Source organism: Streptomyces sp. NPDC104307, assembly GCF_055584045.1.
In genome coordinates this window covers 133,863-152,211 of record NZ_JBVJMU010000021.1, presented here as the reverse complement: position 1 = coordinate 152,211, position 18,349 = coordinate 133,863, and the positions used below count along the sequence as shown (strand labels likewise).

At 68.4% G+C, this 18,349-nt stretch carries 15 protein-coding genes, 1 pseudogene and 1 riboswitch; of the genes and pseudogenes, 8 read left to right on the top strand and 8 right to left on the bottom strand.

All coding sequences use genetic code 11. The features are described from left to right. Nucleotides 1–843 precede the first annotated feature (843 nt). The 4 genes and pseudogenes from ACZ601_RS35215 to ACZ601_RS35200 all read right to left on the bottom strand — a co-directional run. A pseudogene (locus tag ACZ601_RS35215) lies at nucleotides 844–1,059 on the bottom strand (helix-turn-helix domain-containing protein); the annotation flags it as partial. 733 nt (nucleotides 1,060–1,792) lie between these two features. Further along, complete coding sequence (locus ACZ601_RS35210) at nucleotides 1,793–2,821, bottom strand: hypothetical protein (RefSeq protein ID WP_469545473.1); 1,029 nt, start codon at nucleotides 2,819–2,821, stop codon at nucleotides 1,793–1,795. A gap of 166 nt (nucleotides 2,822–2,987) precedes the next feature. After that, on the bottom strand, nucleotides 2,988–3,353 hold the full coding sequence (locus ACZ601_RS35205) for a hypothetical protein (protein WP_469545471.1): 366 nt from the start codon (nucleotides 3,351–3,353) through the stop codon (nucleotides 2,988–2,990). 43 nt (nucleotides 3,354–3,396) lie between these two features. After that, complete coding sequence (locus tag ACZ601_RS35200; RefSeq protein ID WP_469545469.1) at nucleotides 3,397–4,563, bottom strand: hypothetical protein; 1,167 nt, start codon at nucleotides 4,561–4,563, stop codon at nucleotides 3,397–3,399. Between the two features lie 145 nt (nucleotides 4,564–4,708). On the opposite strand from ACZ601_RS35200, the gene ACZ601_RS35195 reads away from it, so the two are divergent. Next, on the top strand, nucleotides 4,709–4,900 hold the full coding sequence (locus tag ACZ601_RS35195; RefSeq protein ID WP_469545467.1) for a hypothetical protein: 192 nt from the start codon (nucleotides 4,709–4,711) through the stop codon (nucleotides 4,898–4,900). Between the two features lie 435 nt (nucleotides 4,901–5,335). Here ACZ601_RS35195 and ACZ601_RS35190 read toward each other — a convergent pair whose 3' ends face one another. The 4 genes from ACZ601_RS35190 to gcvT form a co-directional block, all read right to left on the bottom strand. After that, nucleotides 5,336–6,718, bottom strand: a complete 1,383-nt coding sequence (locus tag ACZ601_RS35190; protein WP_469545465.1) for an L-serine ammonia-lyase — start codon at nucleotides 6,716–6,718, stop codon at nucleotides 5,336–5,338. Between the two features lie 156 nt (nucleotides 6,719–6,874). Then, on the bottom strand, nucleotides 6,875–8,131 hold the full coding sequence (gene glyA / locus ACZ601_RS35185) for a serine hydroxymethyltransferase (RefSeq protein WP_440573330.1): 1,257 nt from the start codon (nucleotides 8,129–8,131) through the stop codon (nucleotides 6,875–6,877). Nucleotides 8,132–8,151: 20 nt separating this feature from the next. Next, nucleotides 8,152–8,529: a glycine cleavage system protein GcvH gene (gene gcvH / locus ACZ601_RS35180; RefSeq protein ID WP_469545462.1), complete on the bottom strand. Its 378-nt coding sequence runs from the start codon at nucleotides 8,527–8,529 to the stop codon at nucleotides 8,152–8,154. 112 nt (nucleotides 8,530–8,641) lie between these two features. After that, a complete protein-coding gene (gene gcvT / locus ACZ601_RS35175) occupies nucleotides 8,642–9,757 on the bottom strand; it encodes a glycine cleavage system aminomethyltransferase GcvT (protein ID WP_469545460.1) in 1,116 nt (371 codons plus the stop codon). Between the two features lie 141 nt (nucleotides 9,758–9,898). Continuing rightward, nucleotides 9,899–9,991, bottom strand: a riboswitch (glycine riboswitch). Between the two features lie 156 nt (nucleotides 9,992–10,147). Between gcvT and ACZ601_RS35170 the strand changes: the two genes are divergently transcribed. The 7 genes from ACZ601_RS35170 to ACZ601_RS35140 all read left to right on the top strand — a co-directional run bounded on the left by ACZ601_RS35170 (nucleotide 10,148) and on the right by ACZ601_RS35140 (nucleotide 18,333). After that, nucleotides 10,148–10,828 (top strand): AAA family ATPase, encoded by a 681-nt coding sequence (locus tag ACZ601_RS35170; protein ID WP_469545458.1) that lies wholly within the window; start codon nucleotides 10,148–10,150, stop codon nucleotides 10,826–10,828. A gap of 212 nt (nucleotides 10,829–11,040) precedes the next feature. Beyond that, nucleotides 11,041–11,811 carry an enhanced serine sensitivity protein SseB gene (locus ACZ601_RS35165; protein ID WP_440573327.1) on the top strand — a complete coding sequence of 257 codons (771 nt, stop codon included), beginning with the start codon at nucleotides 11,041–11,043 and terminating at the stop codon, nucleotides 11,809–11,811. A 166-nt stretch (nucleotides 11,812–11,977) separates the two neighbouring features. Beyond that, nucleotides 11,978–12,784, top strand: coding sequence for an enhanced serine sensitivity protein SseB C-terminal domain-containing protein (locus ACZ601_RS35160; RefSeq protein WP_440573326.1), 807 nt, complete (start codon nucleotides 11,978–11,980; stop codon nucleotides 12,782–12,784). A gap of 470 nt (nucleotides 12,785–13,254) precedes the next feature. Beyond that, nucleotides 13,255–14,253 (top strand): ABC transporter permease, encoded by a 999-nt coding sequence (locus tag ACZ601_RS35155; RefSeq protein ID WP_440573325.1) that lies wholly within the window; start codon nucleotides 13,255–13,257, stop codon nucleotides 14,251–14,253. Nucleotides 14,254–14,324: 71 nt separating this feature from the next. Continuing rightward, nucleotides 14,325–16,088 (top strand): ABC transporter substrate-binding protein, encoded by a 1,764-nt coding sequence (locus ACZ601_RS35150; RefSeq protein WP_440573324.1) that lies wholly within the window; start codon nucleotides 14,325–14,327, stop codon nucleotides 16,086–16,088. Between the two features lie 149 nt (nucleotides 16,089–16,237). Next, nucleotides 16,238–17,248, top strand: a complete 1,011-nt coding sequence (locus tag ACZ601_RS35145; RefSeq protein WP_393335414.1) for an ABC transporter permease — start codon at nucleotides 16,238–16,240, stop codon at nucleotides 17,246–17,248. Next, complete coding sequence (locus ACZ601_RS35140; RefSeq protein ID WP_469545455.1) at nucleotides 17,245–18,333, top strand: ABC transporter ATP-binding protein; 1,089 nt, start codon at nucleotides 17,245–17,247, stop codon at nucleotides 18,331–18,333. Before ACZ601_RS35145 ends, ACZ601_RS35140 begins: the two co-directional genes overlap by 4 nt. The last annotated feature ends 16 nt before the right edge of the window (nucleotides 18,334–18,349 follow it).

Below are 18,349 nucleotides of genomic sequence, written 5' to 3'. Positions count from 1 at the left end.
TCGGACACCAGGAGATCAAGCTGAAAAAGCCACGAGAACGACGCAACCCTGGCCCGTAGCTGCATGCCGGAGATCAGTTACGGGACAGCCCTTAGGCAGCACAATGCGGCACCACCCGGCGCGATCGCTCTCGGTCTCGTAATGCGTAGGTCTCGGGTTCCAATCTCGAAGGCGGCTCATTCGAAAGCCGGTCAAACGCTGTCCGGCCCGGCTTTCGACTGAGCTGATCCCTTTTTGCCGCGGGCCGGGTTTCCCGGATCATGCCGCCCGGTCCAAGGGAAGCGCATCTGTGCAGCCGGTGTGCGGAAGGGTGCGCGCGCAAAAACCTGTGGCGGGAGACCAGGGTGCAAGGACTCCTTATTGGAGGTTTCCCCTCAAGATGTCATCGAGGTTCCTCTCCTCCACGTACCTGGCCCAGGTGGACGGCCTTCGGTGAGCTGGCAGTCCGCGGAGGTATCGCTGCAGGCTGTAACCTGCCCACCTCCGCTGTCGGCGCCTTTCCCGGTCAGGTTCTGCGAGGTCGCACCAGGCTTCCTCCCATGAGGCAACGGCCGAGGGGGCTACGACGCCGCAAATTTCGATGATCGTCATTACGAGCTCGAGTGGCGCACTGCGCTCGCCGCGAAGTACCGCTCCGACAGTGGAGCGCTTCAGTGTGCCGTGACTCCTGAGCCCAATCTCTTGCTGGGAGAGCTTCGCGCCTCGAATCGTTTCCTGGAGAGCATCCAGAAACTCCATGTGGGTGCGCATACCGTCAGGCGGTCCCCCGGCGGCTCGAACTGACTGACCCCTCCGCCTGATCGCCACCGCTTCATCCCTGACTGCCATCACGGTGTGCTCGTCCAGGCCGAGAGATCGGGCCATCAGCTCCGTCACAGCCCGAGAAGGGATCCCTCGCCCGGATAGCGCCCGCGACACGGTTGATGAGTCCCGGCCGATTAGCACCGCCAGCTGACCGTAGGTCAGGCCCCGTACAGAGAGCTGGCCCTCCAGTAGGTTGATCAGGCGGGCATTCACGGGCTCCCACTGCTTCCGTGATCCGTATCCCTCCGTGAGCATCGCACCCCTCCCGGGTTCGCTGGGCCGTAGGTCGACCCGTGACCGGCAGTAGCGTGCCAACCTCGTCCCGCCTGGGCCAAGTTGGGAGAGCCCTCTCCGGCGGCAATGGCCACGAACAAGAACTTTGGTTCAGAGAGCGAAGAATTTGATGCTGTATGTGCCGGTATGGCGAGTGGTTACCTGTGAGTAGAAAGATGGGTTGCATTTCTGGCGCACGCATCCTCAGAGCTTCTGTTCCAGAGGTGGTGACCGCCGCTGTGCGCGGGGTCGTCGCCCATTTCGTCGACACCATGGCGAAGCGGGTCGGGCCGGAGGCGGACGAAGCCACCCACCTCGTCACACCGGAGGCCGCGGCCGACGTCATCATGACGGCGACCGCTGAGCGGAAGCCGGCAGCCGACCCGCCCCACGTCGTCCGGCCTGTCCGGCATGGACGACCAGCTGGTGAGTGTCCGTGTCGAGTCGTTGGGGCACCTTGTCATGGTCACCGCGCAGGCCGGCAAGTAAGCCAGCCTGACCAGCGACGGCCCGGCGGCAGTCCCTCCGTTGGACCTCGGCACCGAGATTGGCAGCGTCTTGGTGAAGCGGCGCGCCGAGGGCGGCGGAGGCGCCGGTCGGGGTGCTCGATGGGGTCGCCGAACGAGTGGAGGCGGAGGGCTGGGGCGTGTGCCGCTGCGGTGATGGCAGATCATCCTGACTTGCTGCGGCCGCCGCCAAGCCATTCGACTCCTGGTCAGTGGCAGCCAGGGAATTCGAGGGTGGGCAGTGGGTCAGGGAGCGGGTGACGCGTCCAGCCAGCGTCGCGGTCCCAGTGCAGGAGGTGGGTTCTATCCAGCAGGCAGCCGACCCAGAGGCCAGTGATGCCGGCCGGTACGTTCGGAGATCGCTGGGGAAGCAGGCTCGGGTCGGCAAGGCGGTGCCATGCGGAGGAACGCATCCAGGTGAGCCAGAAGAACACCTCTCGGCACGGCCGGTGAGAAGCCGCGTTGAGCTTCAGGGCCAGGTCCTCGTGCAGCCCGAACTCGACCTCCAGAAGCTCCACCAGCTCCGTTCCACCATCGGCGTCGGCGATGGGCGGCGGCTTCGCCGGAAGCGCGGTCCGCCAGGTCAAGGATCGTGCGCATGCGATCCGCTCACCAACCTCCCGATGGGCCAGTTCGGACAGCTCGGCATCGGTGTAGCGACCGGGAAGCAGGGCTCGCATCGTCTCGGCCCCCTTCCGTTCGTACTCGGCCCGGCGCCCCTCCAGCAAAGCGATGAAGCCCGGATCGAACGACCACAGCACCGGGCCCATCTGAGGAGGTTCCGGGACCGGAGAAGGCGGCGGAGGCTTCCCCTGGCGGCGGTTCTTCCCAGCCTTCTTGGCCCAGTGGTCCGGGTTGAAAGCCGGCATCTGGTCGTACCCCGTCAGCAACCCGGCGCTGATGAAGCCGGCACCTGTCTCGCTGCGCATGGAACAACCGAAGGTCACCCCAGCGGTGCCCAGGGTGCCGTATGGACACGCCTCTTCGTGGAATGGCTGCTCGGTACAGGCCGTGCCGGGGCCGAAGCGGGACACACCCCGCCGCTCCAGCTCGGCCAGGGCCGGGGTGATGACGGTCAGGGCATCCTTGAATCGGGGGTTCTCCTTGCGGCCTCCGTAGGTCGCCTTCGCTGTGCTCGCGAACACCACATGCCAGCCCAGATCCAGCTCGGGTACCGCCCGCCGGGTGAGGTACGGCTCCCAGGCGCTCCGGTTCTGCTGGGCCACGCTGCTGGTCACCAGTGTGACCTCGACCGTCCGGTCACTGCCGCACATGAAGTCGTAGCGGCCGCTGCGGTCAGCCCGTACATCATGGAAGTCACCACACCGAGGGCAATGGTCATACGGTTCGACGGTCTCACCGGTGCAATGCCAGAGGACGCTTGCCGTCCTCAGCTCCACGGGATCACCCGCCCTGGGCATGAGTCTCATCCGTCCCAACGTGCGTGTTCCAGGGCAGTTCAAGCAGTTGCAGCGGAAGACGAGACACCGTCTTGATCAAGTCGCCCCGGCGGTACCCGAGCCCGGCAGCGAGCAGAATCCGAACATGCTGATCCAGTCTCCCGATCATCATCGAGGGCAGGCCGACGGCTTCAGGGATGACCCACGCGTCCCGCAGGAGAAGATCTAGATCGGTATCGCCAACCGGCACATGGACATGCAGCTCCCACGGAGGGACGGCCTGCAGAGAGCCCCGTACCGTCCGGCTCCGCCGCGTGACCAGTCGGCGGCCAGCGGCTTGCAGAGCACGCAGCACCGCCATCTCGGCCACAGCTACCACCACGGTCTCACGAGTGCCCTGGTCCATAATCGTTCTACCGGATCTCTGAGACGTGCTGCGGCCGGAGGAAAGGCACCAGCGAGGCCGGCATGATCCCGGGGGACTCGAGCAGCTCCCACTGGCAGCCCGGCACCTTCTCATCGAGATCGCGGAGCGCCTGCCGCATCAGCAGCAGCATCAGGGAGTCCCTCGCCTGGTCCGACGGGGACCAGTGCTGATCGCCCACCTCGGCCATCAGTACCATCCCCGACATGAAGGTCCTGCCCATCAGCCACTCGAAGGCCGCATCGCCCAGCTCGTTGGCCGCCAGCTCCGTCTCGACCCGGTCGCACAGGTCCAGCGCCCACTTCCGGGTCGCCCCGCTCGCCGCCCAGGCGCCCCGCAGATCGTTCAGGTTCGCTGTCACCGCCAGGCCGACCAGGGTGTCGAGAACAGGCCCGTCGGGGACGGTACTCATCCCGCCGTCGGGGAGGAACACCTCCTGGGAGGCATCCGGCACGTCCTCGACCGTGTACTCGGCCAGGGACGCCCCAGGGTTACCCCACCCTGCCGGCTGCATGGCCCGCAGCACATCACCGATCCCCTGCGGCGTGACGGAAGCACCCCCGCGCAGCACCGCGGTCACCGCCGCGGCCGTCACCTCCCCACCGGACGGACTCGACGGCTCCGGGTTCCAGTCCAACCCGGCCAGCTCCGGGGGAGGCCACATCACCCCACGGTCACGCATGTACCGGGCGATGCCCTCGTCGATCCGCCGCGCCCGCGCGGGAATCAGCCGGACCCGCTGCCCGGATGCGACCACCTCGTCGGCGACACGCTCCGCCCACTCTTCCTCGTCCTCCCCGGTCTCCGGACCCTCCTCGCCGAGGCCGGTCCCGTGCCCCCGCACGGCCTTCTTGAAGGCATTTCGTACGGCCGCCTCTGGCACTGGATGCCCCTCGCCGAACAGCGCCAGCGCCAGATGAGAGGGCCGGGCACCCCTCCGTGCCAGCCGAGCGAGCGCCACGACCAGGCCGAACGCCTCATCATTCGGAACCGACGCACTCCCGCGCCCTCGGCCCAGCGCCCGCACCGTGTGCCCCGGCATCAAACCCGCCCGCCGCCACAGCGCAAGCTGCTTCACCGACACCACCAAATCGTGCCGAAGAGCATGGTCGATGAGTTGCTGATCAGCGGAAACCGGAAAACCCGTAGAGGACATGTCGCGAACCTACCCACACCGCCGGAAGCGGGACGCAGTTTTGGACATAGAGCCCTCCCACCTTCATCCAGGCGAGGCGCACGGGGCCTGGTGATCTAGGGGAACCGCCGGAGCACACGGCCCGGCGAACGACCAGGAGACCACCATGCTCACCACCCTCACCGACATCCTCCCCGCGACCGGACCCCTGCCCTGGGCACTGATCATCGCCCTGTACATCTGGATCACCGTCTACATCGTCATCGTCGGCGTCGCCCTGCTCCACCCCCGCCGCGCCCGCCGACGGGAAGCCCGCAAGATCCTCGACTGCCACTTCCCCCTCTCCAGGACCCTGTGACCTCCCCGGCCAGGTGTCTGTGGAATGGTGACAAGGACCGTTCTCCGGAGCCACCGGCCAGTCGCTGACCGGGACATCGCCGGTCACGGGCAGCCACTAGGGGAGCGCGCGGGTGCGGCGGCGTAGACGGTGGCTGTCGCCCGCCGTTGCGGGTAGAGGTTGAAGCCTCGAACGTCACCTGGTACGAGATGTACGTCAGCCCCTTCGCCTCGTCCCTACGACCCTGCGGGGGCGCTCCCCTCGTGAGGGTGTGCTTTCGAGGGATTGGGGCCTTGGTCCCGGGCCCCGGAAGGCTGCTTGCGCAGGGATGTCCCAGGGACTTTTCAGGGACTTTCGCGTCTGTCCCAGGGCCGATCCAGGGACTTTCCGCCGTGTAAGCACGGAAGGCCCTGACAGCGCTGAAAGATATAAACGCGCTGTTCAGGGCCCATATCCTCAGCACTCGATGATGTTCACCGCGAGCCCGCCCCGGGCGGTCTCCTTGTACTTCACGCTCATGTCCGCGCCCGTCTCCTTCATGGTCTTGATGACCTTGTCGAGGGAGACCTTGTGGCTGCCGTCGCCGCGCAGGGCCATCTTCGCGGCCGTGACGGCCTTGACCGCCGCCATGCCGTTGCGCTCGATGCACGGGATCTGGACGAGGCCGCCGACCGGGTCGCAGGTCAGGCCCAGGTTGTGCTCCATGCCGATCTCGGCGGCGTTCTCCACCTGCTCGGGGGTGCCGCCCAGGACCTCCGCGAGGGCGCCGGCGGCCATGGAGCAGGCGGAGCCCACCTCGCCCTGGCAGCCGACCTCCGCGCCGGAGATGGAGGCGTTCTCCTTGAAGAGCATGCCGATCGCGCCGGCGGCCAGCAGGAAGCGGACGACGCTGTCGTCCTTCTCCGCCTCCGTGGCGCCGCCCGCCGCGAAGTTCATGTAGTAGTGCAGCACCGCTGGGATGATGCCCGCGGCCCCGTTCGTCGGGGCGGTGACGACGCGGCCGCCCGCGGCGTTCTCCTCGTTGACCGCCATCGCGTAGAGGGTGATCCACTCCATCGCGTGGGTCTTGGGGTCGCCCTCCGCGCGCAGCTGGCGGGCCGTGTTCGCGGCGCGGCGGCGGACCTTGAGGCCGCCGGGCAGGATGCCCTCGCGGGACATGCCGCGGGAGACGCACGACTGCATGGAGCGCCAGATGTCCAGCAGCCCGGAGCGGATCTCGGCCTCGGTGCGCCAGGCCCGCTCGTTCTCCAGCATCAGGGAGGAGATCGACAGACCGGTGTCCTGGGCCAGCCGCAGCAGCTCGTCGCCGGTGCGGAAGGGGTGCTTGAGGACGGTGTCGTCGAGGACGATCCGGTCCTCGCCCACCGCGTCCTCGTCGACGACGAAGCCGCCGCCGACCGAGTAGTACGTCTTCTCCAGCAGCGGGGCGCCGTCGCGGTCGTACGCGAAGACGGTCATGCCGTTGGCGTGGTACGGGAGCCTCTTGCGGCGGTGCAGGACCAGCTGCTTGTCGGCATCGAAGTCGATCTCGTGCATGCCGAGGAGGTTGAGCCGGCCGGTGGAGCGGATCTCGGTGACCCGGTCGTCGGCTGTCTCGACGTCGACGGTACGGGGCGACTCGCCCTCCAGGCCGAGCAGCACGGCCTTGGGCGTGCCGTGGCCGTGGCCGGTGGCGCCGAGCGAGCCGAAGAGCTCGGCGCGTATCGAGGCGGTGTGGGCGAGCAGGCCCTCGTTCTTCAGCCGGCGCGCGAACATGCGGGCCGCGCGCATTGGGCCGACCGTATGGGAGCTGGACGGGCCGATGCCGATCGAGAACAGGTCGAAGACCGAGATGGCCACGGGTGACTCCTCAAAGCTCTGGTAGACGCCGTTGTCTGCCGGGTGGTGCGGTACGGGCCGGGTCGGCCCGAAGAGCGGGGGGCAAGGGTTGGGGCACCCCGCTCACCTCTCAGTGTGCGTGGTGCCCCGCCCCAACGTGCAAATGTGCAGGTCCGACTACAGACCGGGGTACAGCGGGAACTTCTCGGCGAGCGCGACGACGCGGGCCTTGAGGTCGTCCGCGTCGTAGGACGGCTTCAGGGCGGACGCGATGATCTCCGCGACCTCGGTGAAGTCCGCCGCCTGGAAACCGCGGGTGGCGAGCGCCGGCGTGCCGATCCGCAGACCCGAGGTGACCATCGGGGGCCGCGGGTCGTTCGGGATGGCGTTCCGGTTGACCGTGATGCCCAGCTCGTGGAGCCGGTCCTCGGCCTGCTGGCCGTCCAGCTCGGAGTTGCGCAGGTCCACCAGAACCAGGTGCACGTCCGTGCCGCCGGACAGGACGGAGACGCCGGCCTCGGTGACGTCCGGCTGCACCAGACGCTCCGCGAGGATGCGGGCGCCGTCCAGGGTGCGCTGCTGGCGCTCCTTGAACTCCTCGCCCGCCGCCACCTTGAACGAGACCGCCTTGGCCGCGATCACGTGCTCCAGCGGGCCACCCTGCTGACCCGGGAAGACCGCAGAGTTGATCTTCTTGGCGAGCTCCTGGGTGGAGAGGATCACGCCGCCGCGCGGACCGCCGAGGGTCTTGTGCGTGGTGGTCGTGACGACGTGGGCGTGCGGCACCGGGTTGGGGTGCAGGCCCGCGGCGACCAGACCGGCGAAGTGCGCCATGTCGACCATCAGGTACGCGCCGACCTCGTCCGCGATGCGGCGGAAGGCGGCGAAGTCCAGCTGGCGGGGGTAGGCGGACCAGCCGGCGACGATCAGCTTCGGCTTGGACTCCTTGGCGAGGCGCTCGACCTCGGCCATGTCCACGACACCGGTCTCGTCCACGTGGTAGGGGACCACGTTGTAGAGCTTCCCGGAGAAGTTGATCTTCATGCCGTGGGTCAGGTGCCCGCCGTGCGCCAGGTTCAGGCCCATGATCGTGTCGCCCGGCTTCAGCAGCGCGAACATCGCGGCGGCGTTGGCCTGCGCGCCGGAGTGCGGCTGCACGTTCGCGGCCTCGGCACCGAAGAGCGCCTTGATGCGGTCGATGGCGATCTGCTCGATCACATCGACGTGCTCACAGCCACCGTAGTAGCGGCGGCCGGGGTAGCCCTCGGCGTACTTGTTGGTCAGGACGGAGCCCTGGGCCTCCATGACCGCGACCGGAGCGAAGTTCTCCGAGGCGATCATTTCGAGGGTGGACTGCTGACGGTGGAGCTCGGCGTCGACAGCGGCGGCGACGTCCGGGTCCAGCTCGTGGAGGGAGGAGTTCAGAAGCGACATCAGGTGGTCCCTTGGGGTCTTTAGTTGCCGGAGAACGCGGTGTACTCGTCGGCGGAGAGCAGATCGGCCGGCTCCTCTGCGACGCGCACCTTGAACAGCCAGCCGCCTTCGAACGGTGCGGAGTTCACCAGCGAGGGGTCGTCCACGACGTCCTGGTTCGCGGCCGTGACCTCGCCGCTCACCGGCGAGTACAGGTCGCTGACCGACTTGGTCGACTCCAGCTCGCCGCAGGTCTCGCCCGCGGTCACCGTGTCACCGACCTCGGGGAGCTGGGCGAAGACGACGTCACCGAGCGCGTTGGCCGCGTGCTCCGTGATACCGACCGTGGCCACGCCGTCCTCGACGGCCGACAGCCACTCGTGCTCCTTGCTGTACCGCAGCTGCTGGGGGTTGCTCATGACCTGAATTCTCCTGTACGCGGGGGAGTGCTGATGAACGGTGGTCTTACGGTGTGAGACGCGACTGCGTCACTTCTCGACGCGGGCGGCCGTTACGGCCCGCACCAGGTCGTTACTTCCGGCGCTTGTAGAACGGCAGCGCCACGACCTCGTACGGCTCGTGGCTGCCCCGGATGTCCACCGCGACGCCTTCGGTGCCGGGCGTGGCGTGCGCGGCGTCGACGTACGCCATGGCGATCGGCTTGCCGAGGGTGGGCGAGGGGGCGCCGGAGGTGACCTCGCCGATGACCTGGCCGCCGGCCACGACCGGGAACCCGGCGCGCGGCACCCGGCGGCCCTCGGCGACCAGGCCGACGAGCTTGCGGGGCGGGGCGGTCTCGGCGCGCTCGGCGGCGGACTCCAGGGCCTTGCGGCCGACGAAGTCGCCCTCCTTCTCGAACTTCACGACCCGGCCGAGACCGGCGTCGAACGGGGTGAGGGAGGTGGTCAGCTCGTGCCCGTACAGCGGCATGCCCGCCTCCAGGCGCAGCGTGTCACGGCAGGACAGCCCGCACGGGATCAGGCCGCGGGAGGCGCCGGCCTCGGTCAGCGCCCGCCACAGCTGCTCGGCGTGGCCGGGGGCGACGAACAGCTCGAAGCCGTCCTCGCCGGTGTAGCCGGTACGGGCGATCAGCGCGGGAACCCCGGCGACCGTGCCGGGCAGTCCGGCGTAGTACTTCAGCCCGTCCAGGTCCGCGTCGGTGACGGCGGCCAGGATGGCGGGGGACTCCGGGCCCTGGACGGCCAGCAGCGCGTACGCGTCGCGGTCGTCGCGCACCTCGGCGTCGAAGCCCTCGGCGCGGGCGGTCAGCGCGTCCAGCACGATCTGCGCGTTGCCCGCGTTGGCGACCACCATGTACTCGGTCTCTTCCAGCCGGTACACGATCAGGTCGTCCAGGATGCCGCCGTCCTCGGCGCAGATCATCGTGTAGCGGGCCCGGCCCACCGAGACGGTGCCGATGTTGCCGACCAGCGCGAAGTTCAGCAGGTCCACGGCCTGGGGGCCGGTGACGGTGATCTCGCCCATGTGGGAGAGGTCGAAGAGCCCGGCCTTCGTACGCACGGCGATGTGCTCGTCGCGCTCACTGGCGTACCGCAGGGGCATGTCCCAGCCCGCGAAGTCGGTCATGGTGGCACCGAGGCTGCGGTGCAGGGCATCGAGGGCGGTGAGGCGGGGGGCGGTGCTCATGGATACGGCTCCCAGGGCATGACGACGAGGACGATCCCTCCCCATCTGTCATCGGAACCTGAGAGGTTCGCCGAGAGGCCCCGGAGGGGTTCGGCTTGCACCTTGGGTGGAGCCGCGGGGCGACTCGCTTTTCAGATCTGCCTCATCCACGCGGTACGGGGCCTGAGAGATTCAAGGGAGGATCTTGCTCCTTCGGCGCCCGGCCTGTGGCCGGAACTCTCCCGCGCGGATTCAAGCGGCCTTTATGCAGTTTGCCGGGTCATCATCGCACGCATCTCCGGTCAGTGGGGCGCCGGTACCCCACCGGATCCGGCGGGTCGCGCGCTTGTGCCGCATTACCTTTTCTTTACACTTCTTGGCAGGTGTGGGTCGGCCGACAGGGGGATGGCGATGACGTTACAGCGGTACGCGGCGACCGCGGGGGCCGCACACGGCGTACTGCCCGCACAGTCGGGTGCGCCGGCCCGGGAGGCGCTGGGCCCGCGCGGACCCGTCGTCCGGGACCTGCGCGACCGGGCCGGGCACAGCCCGCGCGCCCTGCACTTCATGGCGGGCGATGTGGTGGTGGTCTCCGGGCTGCCGGGCAGCGGCAAATCGACCCTGATCGGACGGGCCGTGACCGCCCGCGTCATCGACTCCCAGGACACCAGGGACCGCTGGGCCGCCCTGCTGCCGGGCTCAGTCCCGTACGCCCTCTACCGCCCGCTCGTCCGCGTCGCCCACTACTGGGGGCTGTGGCGGGTGCTGCGCTCCGGCGTCTCCGTCGTCGTCCACGACTGCGGCACCCAGGCCTGGGTGCGCGGCTGGCTGGCGCGCGACGCCCGGCGGCACGGCCGCGTCCTGCACCTCGTCCTGCTCGACGTCAGCCCGCAGACGGCGCGGGCCGGCCAGATCGAGCGGGGGCGCGGCGTCTCCGGATACGCGTTCGCCCGGCACCGCAGGGCGCTGCGGAGGCTGCTGCGGGAGACCGAGACCGGACTGCTGCCGCTCGGCTGCGTATCGGCGGTTCTGCTGGACCGCGAGGCGGCGGCGCTGCTGACCCGGATCACCTTCGCGGACGCGCGGGGCTAACCTCTTGCTGCATGGCACGGGGCTAGGGCCTGTCGTCGAACTGCCGTCGTTGCCCGAAGGGCGGCCGGGCGGCGTCAGGTGGGTGCTCTCGGCGCACCGGCCCCAGTTCCCTGTACTGGACGTACCGGGGTCTGGGGCCGGTGCGGCGAGAGTGCGTGCATGGCGTCGCGCGGCAGACGGCAGTTCGACGACAGGCCCTAGAGAGGTAAGCAGTGGACACTCCGGCGCATGACTCCATCCACCCGCGGGGCGGATGGCCGGCCAATGAGCTAGAAGAAGTACTGGGCGCCTCGCTGGGCAGCCCCGAAGCGGGCGGCCGGCTCGTGGAGGTCCTCGGCCGCAGCCATCTCTGGGTGCCGCTGCCCAACGGCGGCGGGCCGGACTCCACCGACCTGGACCTGCCCACGCTGGAGATCGACGGCGGGGTGTACGTCCCCGTGTTCAGCTCCGAGCAGCAGTTCCTCAGCTGTGTCGGCACCCATATGTCGTTCACCGTGGCGCCCGCCGTCGAGTTCGCCCGCGGACTGCCCCCGCAGCTCGGCCTGGCGGTGAACCCGGGCGGCGCCGTCGGCATGCCGCTGCCGCCGCCCGCCGTGGCCGAACTCTGCCGGGCCGGACGCAGCGTGCTCGACGGACCGGCCAGCGGTGGCCGGGTCCGGCTCTACGAGCCGGACTGGAAGGAGGAACCCGTCGACTTCCTCGCCGCCGCCGCCGACGAGTTCGCCCGGAGCGGTGTCGTGCTCAGCGCCCGCAGGACCCTCGCCAGCATCGAGGGCGGCGACCCCGTCCTCTTCGTCGGCGTCGAGTTCTCGACCTGGGACGGCGCGGGGCGCAACGCCCCCATGGACGCGCTGGGCCGGGCGCTCGGCCGCGTCGAGCCGCCGTGGCCGGTCAACCTGGTCCTGCTCGACGTGGCGCAGGACCCGGTCGCCGACTGGATGCGTGCCCGGATCCGGCCGTTCTTCCAGCGCCCCGCCGAGTAGTGCGGCCCGGCCGCACCGGGGGTGACGGCGGCGGGTCATGGCGTCAAGTCGGTGTCATGACCGGCGCCTAAGCTGGTTTGATGGCTGGTGCCTCGGCACCGCGCCGCACCCGTGTGCCCCGGGAGCGGCAGGCCGACACAGTGGATCGAAGAGGGGCGGGACCAGGGTGAGTGCGTCAGGCACCGCGGCAGCCGGGCGAATCGAGCACACGCTGCGCCAAGTGACGCCCGGTCGCTACGACGCGTACGAGGACCTGCTCCAAGCCCTGGCGGCCGACCGGATCTGGATGCTGCTCTGGCACGGCCGGGCCGGTTCGCCCGACGCACAGTACGGCAACATGGAGGTCGAGGGCCTCGGCTACGCCCCCTGTGTCACCTCCGCCCAGGAGCTGGCCGCCAGCGGCTGGAACCGGGCCCACGAGGTGGTGGGTGGCCGCGACATCGCCCGCGCCCTGTTCCCCGACCGCTGGGGCATCTGGCTCAATCCGCACGCCCCGGGCGGCGGCGTGGGCATCCCCTGGCTCGACCTCCGCCGGATCGCCACCGGCCTCGACCGGATGCCCGCCGGTCCGCTGCGGATCAGCGACCCCGCCCTTGAGACCCCGCAGTTCTACGCCCAGCTGACGCAGAACGCCCACCACACCCCGGCGGTCCGCTCGCTGCGCCGCGCCTGGGTGCAGCCCGCCCTCGGCGTGCCGTACCTCGCCATCGGTCTCGACCTGTACGACACGAGCCGGCCGTCCGTCGACGCGGTGCGCGCGATGATGCGGCAGTCGATCGGCGCGGTCCCGGAGGGGCTGCCGGTCTCCACCGTCGCCATGTCCGACGAGTACGACCCCGTCGCGATGTGGCTGCGGGGCAACTCCCGTCCGTTCTACGACCGCGAGCCGCACGCCCCGGCCGGCCGCAGTGGCGTCGTCGCTCCCGGTTACGGCTACCCGCAGACACCCGGACCGGCTCCGCACACCTACTAGCGCGCCCGCCGGAGTGGACAAAGGTCCCTCCGGCGGACAAGGTGACCCTCCCGGTCACCCAAATAGCCACTCAATCAGGCCTGTTGGGTGTCATGTCCGTTCTGGTGGATTAGCGGGCGAGTAGTCCGCTCACTCGATCCACCTGTCCGGATAACGGAAGCTCACTGACCGCATCACGTTTGAGCAAACATTCCCCGTCAGGTCTGGCGGGTGATCGCAACTGCGTTGAAGACTCCCGGCTAGTGGGGATCGTCGGCCCTTTGTACGAGGTTGCCCCGGCGGACATTCCGCAGACGCATTTGCGCACCCAGTACCGCACCGAGCACCGCATCGAGTTTCCGCACAGAGTTCCGCACCGTTTTCGCACCGAGACGCCAGCAGCCGCGTGAACACGCGCGGCCGACAAGCGCCAGGCCGTTACCGCGGCGAGCAAGGGCCGGCCACCGCCGGCGGGAGGGGTCAAAGGCACTGTGACCGCACCGATCGAGACCACCGGATCGGCTGCCGAGGCTCAGCCGGAGGCAGTACTCACGGGAGTCAAGCAGAGCCAGATCGAAGGCCGTTCGCTCGGACAGATCGCCTGGTCGCGCTTCAAGCGCGACAAGGTGGCCGTCGCGGGCGGCATCGTTGTCATCCTGCTGGTCCTGCTCGCTGTCCTCTCCAAGCCGATCCAGGCCGTCTTCGGTCTGGACCCCAACGAGTTCCACCAGGACCTCATCGACCCGGCGCTGCTGGCGCCCAAGGGTGACTGGGGCGGCATCAGCTGGAGCCATCCGCTCGGCGTCGAACCGCAGTACGGGCGCGACATCCTGTCCCGGATCATCGAGGGCTCCTGGGTCTCCCTCGTCGTCGCCGTCGGCGCCACCCTGCTCTCCGTGGTGATCGGCGTCTTCTTCGGCGTCGTCTCCGGGTTCTACGGCGGCTGGGTCGACACGCTCATCAGCCGCATGATGGACACCTTCCTGGCCTTCCCGTTGCTGCTGTTCGCGATCTCCATCTCGGCGGCGCTGCAGGACGGTGCGTTCGGTCTTGAGGGGCTGCCGCTGCGGCTCTCGGTACTGATCTTCGTGATCGGCTTCTTCAGCTGGCCGTACATGGGCCGTATCGTCCGGGCCCAGACGATGAGCCTGCGCAACCGCGAATTCGTCGAGGCGGCCCGCTCGTTGGGGGCCCGCGGCCCCTTCATCCTCTTCCGGGAGCTGCTGCCGAACCTGGTGGCTCCCATCCTGGTCTACTCCACGCTGCTGATCCCCTCGAACATCCTCTTCGAGGCGGGTCTCAGCTACCTCGGGGTCGGTATCGCCCCGCCGCAGGCCTCCTGGGGCGGGATGCTCACGAACGCGGTCGACTTCTACCGGAACGACCCGATGTACATGATCGTGCCAGGCGTGGCCATCTTCGTCACGGTCCTGGCGTTCAACCTGCTGGGAGACGGGCTGCGTGATGCCCTCGACCCCCGTAGCAAGTAGGGCCCAAAGGCGCTCGTCACAACGACGTGCGACATGCCATGGCAACCATCGATTGAGGGGAATTTCCTCAGGTGAAGACCAGTAAAACGACAGCGGTGGTTGCCACGGCTGTGGTCCTGATGCTGGGCGCGTCCGCGTGCAGCGGCTCCGACGACGACAGCAACGGCGGCGGCAGCAGCAAGGGCTCCGGAGCCACCGACGCCGCGCTGACGTCGGTCGTCAACAAGTCGGAGAAGAAGGGCGGGACCGTCAAGATCGAGCTCTCCGACGAGCCCGACTCCCTCGACCCCGGCAACACCTACTACGGCTGGGTGCAGAACCTCTCCCGCCTGTACGGCCGCACCCTGACGTCCTTCAAGCCGGCCGCCGGCAAGGACGGCCTGGAGGTCGTCCCGGACCTCGCGGAGGGCCTCGGCAAGTCGAGCGCTGACGCCAAGACCTGGACGTACACGCTGAAGAAGGGTCTCAAGTTCGAGGACGGGACCCCGATCACCTCGAAGGACGTCAAGTACGCCGTCGAGCGCTCCAACTTCGCGCCGGAGGCCCTGTCCAACGGCCCGACGTACTTCAAGGCGCACCTCGCGGGCGGCGACAAGTACAAGGGCCCGTACAAGGACAAGAGCGCGGGCGGCATCTCCTCCATCGAGACGCCGGACGACAGCACGATCGTCTTCAAGCTGAAGGACCCCTTCGCGGACTTCGACTACCTGGCGACCTTCTCGCAGACGGCCCCCGTGCCGGCCGCGAAGGACAAGGGTGCCGACTACGTGAAGCACATCGTGTCCTCCGGCCCGTACAAGTTCGAGTCGTACGACGAGGGCCGCGGCGCGACCCTCGTGCGCAACTCCCAGTGGGACCCGAAGACCGACCCGAACCGTCCGGCCCTGCCGGACAAGGTGACGATCCGCTTCAAGGTGAAGCAGGAGACGGTCGACAACAACCTGATCTCCGACAACATCACCGTTGACGGCGGCGGCACCGGTGTCGCCCCGGCCACCCAGCCGGACGTGATCACCAAGCCCGACCTGAAGAAGCAGACGGACAACTCGTACGCGGGCGCCACCTCGTACATCGGTCTGAACGTCAACGTGGCCCCGTTCGACAACATCCACTGCCGCAAGGCCGTTCAGTGGGGCCTCGACAAGGCGTCGGTCCAGGCCGCCCAGGGTGGCGACCCCAAGGGTGACGTCGCGACGACCCTGCTGCCGCCGACCGTCAACGGCTACAGCAAGTTCGACCTGTACGAGTCCGCCGGCCACAAGGGCGACGAGGCCAAGGCCAAGGACGAGCTGAAGCAGTGCGGCAAGCCGAAGGGCTTCGACACCAAGATCTCGGCCCGCTCCGACCGCCCCGCCGAGATGGCCATGGTCACCGCGGTGCAGGCCTCGCTCAAGAAGATCGGCATCAACGCCGAGATCAAGAGCTTCCCGGCCGGTAAGTACTTCTCGAACTTCGCGGGCAACCCGAGCTACGTGCACGCGAACAAGCTGGGCATGATCATGAGCGCCTGGGGTGCCGACTGGCCGACCGGCTTCGGCTTCCTGGACCAGATCATCAACGGCTCGGCCATCAAGCCGTCCGGTGGCAACAACGTCCAGGAACTGAACGACCCGAAGATCAACAAGCTGCTCAACGAGGGCATCGCCAACACCGACACCGCCGCCCGTGAGAAGGCGTGGGGCGACGTCGACAAGGCCGTGGCCGAAGGCGCGACCGCCGTGCCGCTGATCTACCGCAAGAACCTGCTGCTCCGGCCGAAGTCCGCGACCAACGTCACGGTCACCCAGGCCTACCTCGGCATGTACGACTACGTGCTGATGGGTTCCGCCAAGTAGGTACGGCCCCGCTTCCCGGGCCGCGCGCACACGGCGCGGCCCGGAGAGCGGCCCCCCGGGCCCTCAGAATTGTCCTGAAAGGCAGGTGAAGGCACGGTGTCCGACCGCACGGGTCACCCCCGGCAGACAGATACCGGCGCCGGATAGCTGTGGCTGCGTACATCATCCGACGCGTCTTCGGCGCGGTACTGCTGCTGTTGATCGTCAGCGCAGTCACCTTCGCGATCTTCTTCCTCGTCCCCCGGCTCGCCGGGCAGACGATGGACCAACTGGCGGCCCAGTACGTGGGCAAGGACGCCAATCCGCAGTCCATCCTCGCGGTCAAACAGAACCTCGGCCTCGACCAGCCGCTGTACGAGCAGTTCTGGCACTTCATCAAGCAGATCTTCGTCGGCGCGGACTACACGTTCGGCCCCGAGGTCTCGCACTGCGGTGCCCCCTGCTTCGGCTTCTCGTTCAAGAACCACGTCGAGGTCTGGCCCGAGCTGACCGCACGTATCCCGGTCACCTTCTCGCTGGCCATCGGTGCCGCGGTGATCTGGCTGATCAGCGGTGTGGCGATCGGTGTCGTCTCCGCGCTCAAGCGGGGTTCGCTCCTCGACCGCTTCTTCATGGCCGTCGCCCTCGCCGGCGTCTCGCTGCCGATCTTCTTCACCGGCATGCTCGCGCTGGGCGTGTTCACCGTGCAGTGGCCGGTCTGGGAGAACATCACCTACGTCCCGTTCACGGAAAATCCGTTGGAATGGGCCTGGAACCTGCTGATCCCGTGGTGCTCGCTGGCCTTCCTCTACTCGGCGCTCTACGCCCGCATCACCAGAGCCGGGATGCTGGAGACCATGGGTGAGGACTACATCCGTACGGCCCGCGCCAAGGGTCTCAAGGAGAACGTGATCATCGGAAAGCACGGTCTGCGGGCCGCGCTCACCCCGATCGTCACCATCTTCGGCATGGACTTCGGCCTGCTGGTCGGCGGCGCGGTCATCACCGAGCAGGTGTTCTCGTTCCAGGGCCTCGGCTTCTACGCCATCGACGGGGTCCGGGGCAACGACCTGCCCATCGTGATGGGCGTGACGCTCATCGCGGCCTTCTTCATCGTCGTCTGCAATCTGCTGGTGGACCTGGTGTACGCCGCCATCGACCCCAGGGTGAGGTACTCGTGACCGAGGTTTCCAAGGCACAGACAGCGGCGGCCGGCGAGCCCGCCGCCGCGCGGGCCGGCGACGAGGCCTTCCTCTCCGTACGGGACCTGCGCATCCACTTCAAGACGGACGACGGCCTGGTCAAATCCGTCGACGGCGTCAGCTTCGACGTGAAGCCCGGCCAGACCCTCGGCATCGTGGGCGAGTCCGGCTCGGGCAAGTCCGTCACCTCGCTCGGCGTGATGGGCCTGCACCGCACGGCCCCCAACGCCCGTATCTCCGGTGAGGTCTGGCTGGACGGCGAGGAGCTGATCGGCGCGTCCGACGACCGGGTGCGCGCCCTGCGCGGCCGCAAGATGGCCATGATCTTCCAGGACCCGCTCTCCGCGATGCACCCGTACTTCACGGTCGGCGGGCAGATCGTGGAGGCGTACCGGGTCCACAACAAGGTCAGCAAGAAGATCGCGCGCACCCGCGCCATCGAAATGCTCGACCGGGTCGGCATCCCCGAGCCGCACAAGCGGGTCGACTCCCACCCGCATGAGTTCTCCGGCGGTATGCGCCAGCGCGCCATGATCGCGATGGCCCTGGTCAACAACCCGGAACTGCTCATCGCGGACGAGCCGACCACCGCCCTGGACGTCACCGTCCAGGCGCAGATCCTGGACCTGATCCGGGACCTGCAGAAGGAGTTCGGCTCCGCCGTCATCATGATCACCCATGACCTCGGGGTGGTCGCGGAGATGGCCGACGAGCTCCTGGTGATGTACGGCGGCCGGTGCATCGAGCGCGGTTCGGCGGAGAAGGTCTTCTACGAGCCCCAGCACCCCTACACCTGGGGTCTGCTCACCTCGATGCCGCGCATCGACCGTGAGGAGACCGACCGGCTGATCCCCGTCAAGGGCCAGCCGCCGTCGCTGATCAACGTCCCGGACGGCTGCGCGTTCAACCCGCGCTGCCCGTACGCGGACGTCCCCAAGGACAACGTCACCCGCACGACGCGCCCCGAGCTGGAGCAGGTCGGTGACGGACACTTCGCCGCCTGCCACATGGCACCGGAGGAGCGGTCCCGGATCTGGACCGAACAGATTGCGCCGAAGCTGTGAGCGATCCGAGTGATGT

Coding starts and splice junctions, on each gene's coding strand:
- ACZ601_RS35200 (WP_469545469.1), bottom strand. CDS start 4,563: ATGTCCTCTACGGGTTTTCCGGTTTCCGCTGATCAGCAACTCATCGAC.
- ACZ601_RS35195 (WP_469545467.1), top strand. CDS start 4,709: ATGCTCACCACCCTCACCGACATCCTCCCCGCGACCGGACCCCTGCCC.
- glyA (WP_440573330.1), bottom strand. CDS start 8,131: ATGTCGCTTCTGAACTCCTCCCTCCACGAGCTGGACCCGGACGTCGCC.
- gcvH (WP_469545462.1), bottom strand. CDS start 8,529: ATGAGCAACCCCCAGCAGCTGCGGTACAGCAAGGAGCACGAGTGGCTG.
- gcvT (WP_469545460.1), bottom strand. CDS start 9,757: ATGAGCACCGCCCCCCGCCTCACCGCCCTCGATGCCCTGCACCGCAGC.
- ACZ601_RS35170 (WP_469545458.1), top strand. CDS start 10,148: ATGACGTTACAGCGGTACGCGGCGACCGCGGGGGCCGCACACGGCGTA.